This is a genomic window from Halolamina salina, assembly GCF_042678005.1.
Lineage (GTDB): Archaea > Halobacteriota > Halobacteria > Halobacteriales > Haloferacaceae > Halolamina > Halolamina salina.
The window spans coordinates 1-3,617 of sequence record NZ_JBHUDH010000195.1; the positions used below are offsets into that span (position 1 = coordinate 1).

Here is a 3,617-nt window from a genome sequence, read left to right on the forward strand (position 1 = left end):
GCCCCTCGATGGACCGCGTCGGGCGCTGTGCCGACTACCTCGACCTCGACGTGCCCGTGCTGGGCATCTGTCTCGGGATGCAGTTCATGGCCGAGGAGTTGGGCGGCAGCACCCACAGCGGCGAGTACGGCGGCTACGCCGACGTGACCGTCGAGGTCCTCGACGACGAGGACCCGCTGATCGGCGACCTCGCGCCCGAAACGCGGGTGTGGGCCAGCCACGCCGACGAGGTCGACGAGGTGCCCGAGGGGTTCGAGCGCACCGCCCGGAGCGACGTCTGCGAGGTCGAGGCGATGAGCGACCCCGCCCGGGGGTTCTACGGCGTCCAGTGGCATCCCGAGGTCGCCCACACCGCGGAGGGCGAGGCGGTGTTCGAGGCGTTCGAGACGATCTGCGAGAACTGGTAGCCGGCGGCGGCCCCCCACCGGGGACGGAAAGTCACGGGTTTTAGGCCGTCCGGGTCACAGCCAGTACCGATGACGGCGTCCCAGAGCAACCTCGCGGGGCTCTCGCGGTTCATCTTCCGGGCCCCGAACTGGTACACCAGTCTCGCTTTCGCCCTACTGGTGGCCGCCGTCGCGGGTATCGGCGCCTTCGACAGCGGCGAGGCCGACGCGGTGTTCCGCGGCATCCTCTTCGTCGGGCAGGACGCGTGGGAGGGGATCTTCTTCATCGGCGTCCCGACGGTCGTCGCCGGCTTCGTCACGCCCTGGGTCGACCGCTACACGGGCGGGCGCCTGACGTACAACCGCGCGTCGCTGCTCGCGCTGATCTGTGAGCTCCTGATCGTCGCGGTGGTGAGCGCCGCTGCTCTGGCCGCGTATCTCGTGCCCGAACTCGACCAGACGTTCGTCTTCGACGCGCTGATGTTCGCGCTGGCGTCGGTGTTCGCGCTCCGCCTGCTGGTGGTGATGGCGGTGTCGCGCACCTCGCTACCGGTGGCGGTGCTCCCCGCCAGCATCCAGACCGTGGCCGCGGCCGCGCTGCTGTTCGTCTACAGCGGCACGATCCGGTATCTGGCCGACGGCGGCTCGGCAATGGAGGCGTTCCTCACGCCGTTCCTCCACGAGTCCGCCGAGGCGCCGGGCGTGCTGACGACGCTCTCGCCCCAGCAGTTCCTCCTGCTGAACGTGCTCTGTGTGATCTACGCCGTCGCAGTCTGGGTGTTCCTCGTCGCGGTCGACCAGCCGTGGCGGCGCTCGATGGGCGTCTCGATGCTCGACTTCCTCCGGGGGTTCATCGGCCACGTCGCCGAGGGCACCCGGGAGCTGGAGGACTTCTTCGAACAGCTCGGGGAGGAGGCGATCGTCCCGGTTACGGTGCTCGCGTTCCGCCGCCCCGACGGCACGGAGAAGGCGCGGTTCGTGCTGCCGATGATCCACCCCGGGCCGATGGGCGAGATCGGCGGCGGGAACCTCCCCGAGCGCGTCGCCGAGACCGCCGAGGGGCTGGCGTTCCCGCCACACGCCACCGCCGGCCACGACTTCAACCTCGTCACCGAGCGCGAGGTCGACCGGCTGATCGACGCCGCCGACCGCGCCCACCGCCGCATCGAGTACGACGACGAGGCCACCCGGAGCGCCCGCACCGTCGCCGGCGACGCCAAGCTGCTCGGACAGGCGTTCGGCGGCGACGGCCTGCTCGTGAACACGTTCTCCCCCGACTTCGCCGACGACGTGGAGTACGGCGTCGGCCTCACCGCGAGGGAGGGCGCCCGGACCAACGGCCTCGACGACGTGTTGCTCGTCGACGCCCACAACTGCAACAACGGGCTGGACGGCCCGGATCTGGGCCACGTCACCCCCGGCAGCCCCCGCTCGTTCGACATGATCAACGCCGCCGAGCAGGCGGGCGCCCGGCTCGGCGACGCGCCCGAGGCGTCGCTCTCGCTGGGGACGGCGTGGGACGAGACCGACTGGGAGCCACAGGAGGGGATCGGCCCGCTTGGCATCCGGGTCGCGGTGACGGCAGTCGACGGGCAGGAGACGGCGTACGTGCTCGTCGACGGCAACAACATGGAGCCGTGGCTCCGGGACCGAACCCGCGAGGAACTGCTGGAGACCGTCGGCGCCGCGGAGGTGATGACCACCGACACCCACATCGTCAACACCGTCGAGGCCGACAATCAGGTCGGCGCCGAGATCGACCACAGCGCGTTCATCGAGGTCGTGTCCGACCTCGTCGAGGCCGCCCGCGCGGACATCGAGCCCGTCGAGGCGGGGATGGCGACCGAACGCGAGGAGGTGACGGTGTTCGGCAACGACCGCACCGAGACGCTGGCGTCCCACGCCAACGCGGTGGTCTCGCTGGGCGGGGCGTTCGCGGTCGCGGTCATCCTCGCGGTGGTCGCGATCAGCGTCCTGCTGTTCTTCGTGGCGTAGCGCGGTTCCACGGTCGGCCGCCGGCAACTCCCGACTCCGCGCCCGCGTCTCGCCGCTACCGACCGACTCCCGCCGTCGTGGTGGTCCGAATCCGTTCGAAGCAGTGATCGGACGACCGTCTTCGCGCTACTGCACCTACCCGTCACGAGTCACGTAGAAAGCGCTCACCCCGAGCGGGGCGCTGGTGGACAGTGAGCGTCGCGGGGGGAGATCCCCCGTCAGTCGAAAAGCTCGTCGACCGCGTCCTGCGCCGCGAGCGCCGCCTCGTCGGCGACGGTCTCGGCGTCGGGCTCGGCGTCCTCGGGCGGATTAACGTACACGTCCACGTCGAGCACGCCGTCCTCGAACGTGACCGTCACGTCGAGGTCGGTCAGCTCGGACTGCTTGTAGCGGTCCAGCACGACGCCCTCTGCGGCCGCGCTGGCGGTTTCGACGACCTCCTCGTCGGTCGGGTCCGCCTCGCTCATCTACGCGCCGGCGCCGGGGCCGCCGGGACCCATCGGGCCGCCGTCGCCGCCCTGCAGGAGCTGCTGGAGCTCTTCCTGAAGCTCCTCGAACTGCTCCTGGGTCTTCTGCTCGCGCTTCTCGAGCTGGTCGACGCGCACTTCGAGGCTGTCGACCTTCTCCTCGAGGTCGTCCTTGGCGCTCTCGTAGTCGGTGTGGACGAGGAGCTCGCCGATCTCTCGGTACATCGTCGTGTCCTCGTCGATGTCGTCGAGCGCCTCCAGCGCGGTCTGGGCCTCGTTGAGCGAGGTCTCGGCCTGCGTCTTCTGGGCCGCGAGCTGCTCGGTGGTCTCCTGAAGGTCCTGTAGCTCCTCGATCTTCTCTTGTGCCTCGGGCGGCAGACTACCCTGCATAGCTCGAACGAGGTCCTTCGGCCTGAAAAAGCCCCGTATTTAGGCCTGGCGCAGGTTCGCGGCGGCTCACCACTCCTCCGCCGGCGTTCCTCGCCGTGTTGCATCGGTTCACCTCGTTCACCATGCTGGACTGACCAACGTCCAGCCCGCCTCACCGTGCCGAGTAGACCCACGTCCAGCCCGCCTTACCGTGCCGGGCTGACCCACCGGACTTACGGCCTCCCCCGCCGTCGATCCGCCCATGCTCGAACTGATCGCCGACGCGCTCTGGGCGATGCTCCCGGCGTACGTCCCGAACAACGCGGCCGTGCTCGCGGGCGGCGGCCGACCGATCGACGGCGGCCGGACCCTCGGCGGCGCCCGCCTGCTCGGCGACGGG

Annotated in this window: 5 protein-coding genes; 3 read left to right on the top strand and 2 right to left on the bottom strand. The window is 70.2% G+C overall.

Annotated features, from left to right (window positions below; genetic code table 11):
• Nucleotides 1–407, top strand: a 407-nt coding sequence (locus ACFR9S_RS14270) for a glutamine amidotransferase-related protein (RefSeq protein ID WP_379818921.1), incomplete at its 5' end; no start/stop codon positions are given.
• 69 nt (nt 408–476) lie between these two features.
• A complete protein-coding gene (locus ACFR9S_RS14275) occupies nt 477–2,381 on the top strand; it encodes a DUF2070 family protein (protein WP_379818922.1) in 1,905 nt (634 codons plus the stop codon).
• Between the two features lie 218 nt (nt 2,382–2,599).
• On the opposite strand, the gene ACFR9S_RS14280 is transcribed toward ACFR9S_RS14275, so the two are convergent.
• Nucleotides 2,600–2,848 (bottom strand): DUF3194 domain-containing protein, encoded by a 249-nt coding sequence (locus tag ACFR9S_RS14280; protein ID WP_379731818.1) that lies wholly within the window; start codon nt 2,846–2,848, stop codon nt 2,600–2,602.
• Nucleotides 2,849–3,238, bottom strand: coding sequence for a prefoldin subunit beta (locus tag ACFR9S_RS14285; RefSeq protein WP_379731819.1), 390 nt, complete (start codon nt 3,236–3,238; stop codon nt 2,849–2,851). It abuts the gene before it with no gap.
• A gap of 241 nt (nt 3,239–3,479) precedes the next feature.
• On the opposite strand from ACFR9S_RS14285, the gene ACFR9S_RS14290 reads away from it, so the two are divergent.
• The coding region (locus tag ACFR9S_RS14290; RefSeq protein WP_379818923.1) for a CDP-archaeol synthase at nt 3,480–3,617 on the top strand (138 nt) is incomplete at its 3' end.

What these genes read in the sequence shown, in the direction of transcription:
- ACFR9S_RS14275 (WP_379818922.1), top strand. Translation starts at nt 477, where the DNA reads ATGACGGCGTCCCAGAGCAACCTCGCGGGGCTCTCGCGGTTCATCTTC.
- ACFR9S_RS14280 (WP_379731818.1), bottom strand. Translation starts at nt 2,848, where the DNA reads ATGAGCGAGGCGGACCCGACCGACGAGGAGGTCGTCGAAACCGCCAGC.
- ACFR9S_RS14285 (WP_379731819.1), bottom strand. Translation starts at nt 3,238, where the DNA reads ATGCAGGGTAGTCTGCCGCCCGAGGCACAAGAGAAGATCGAGGAGCTA.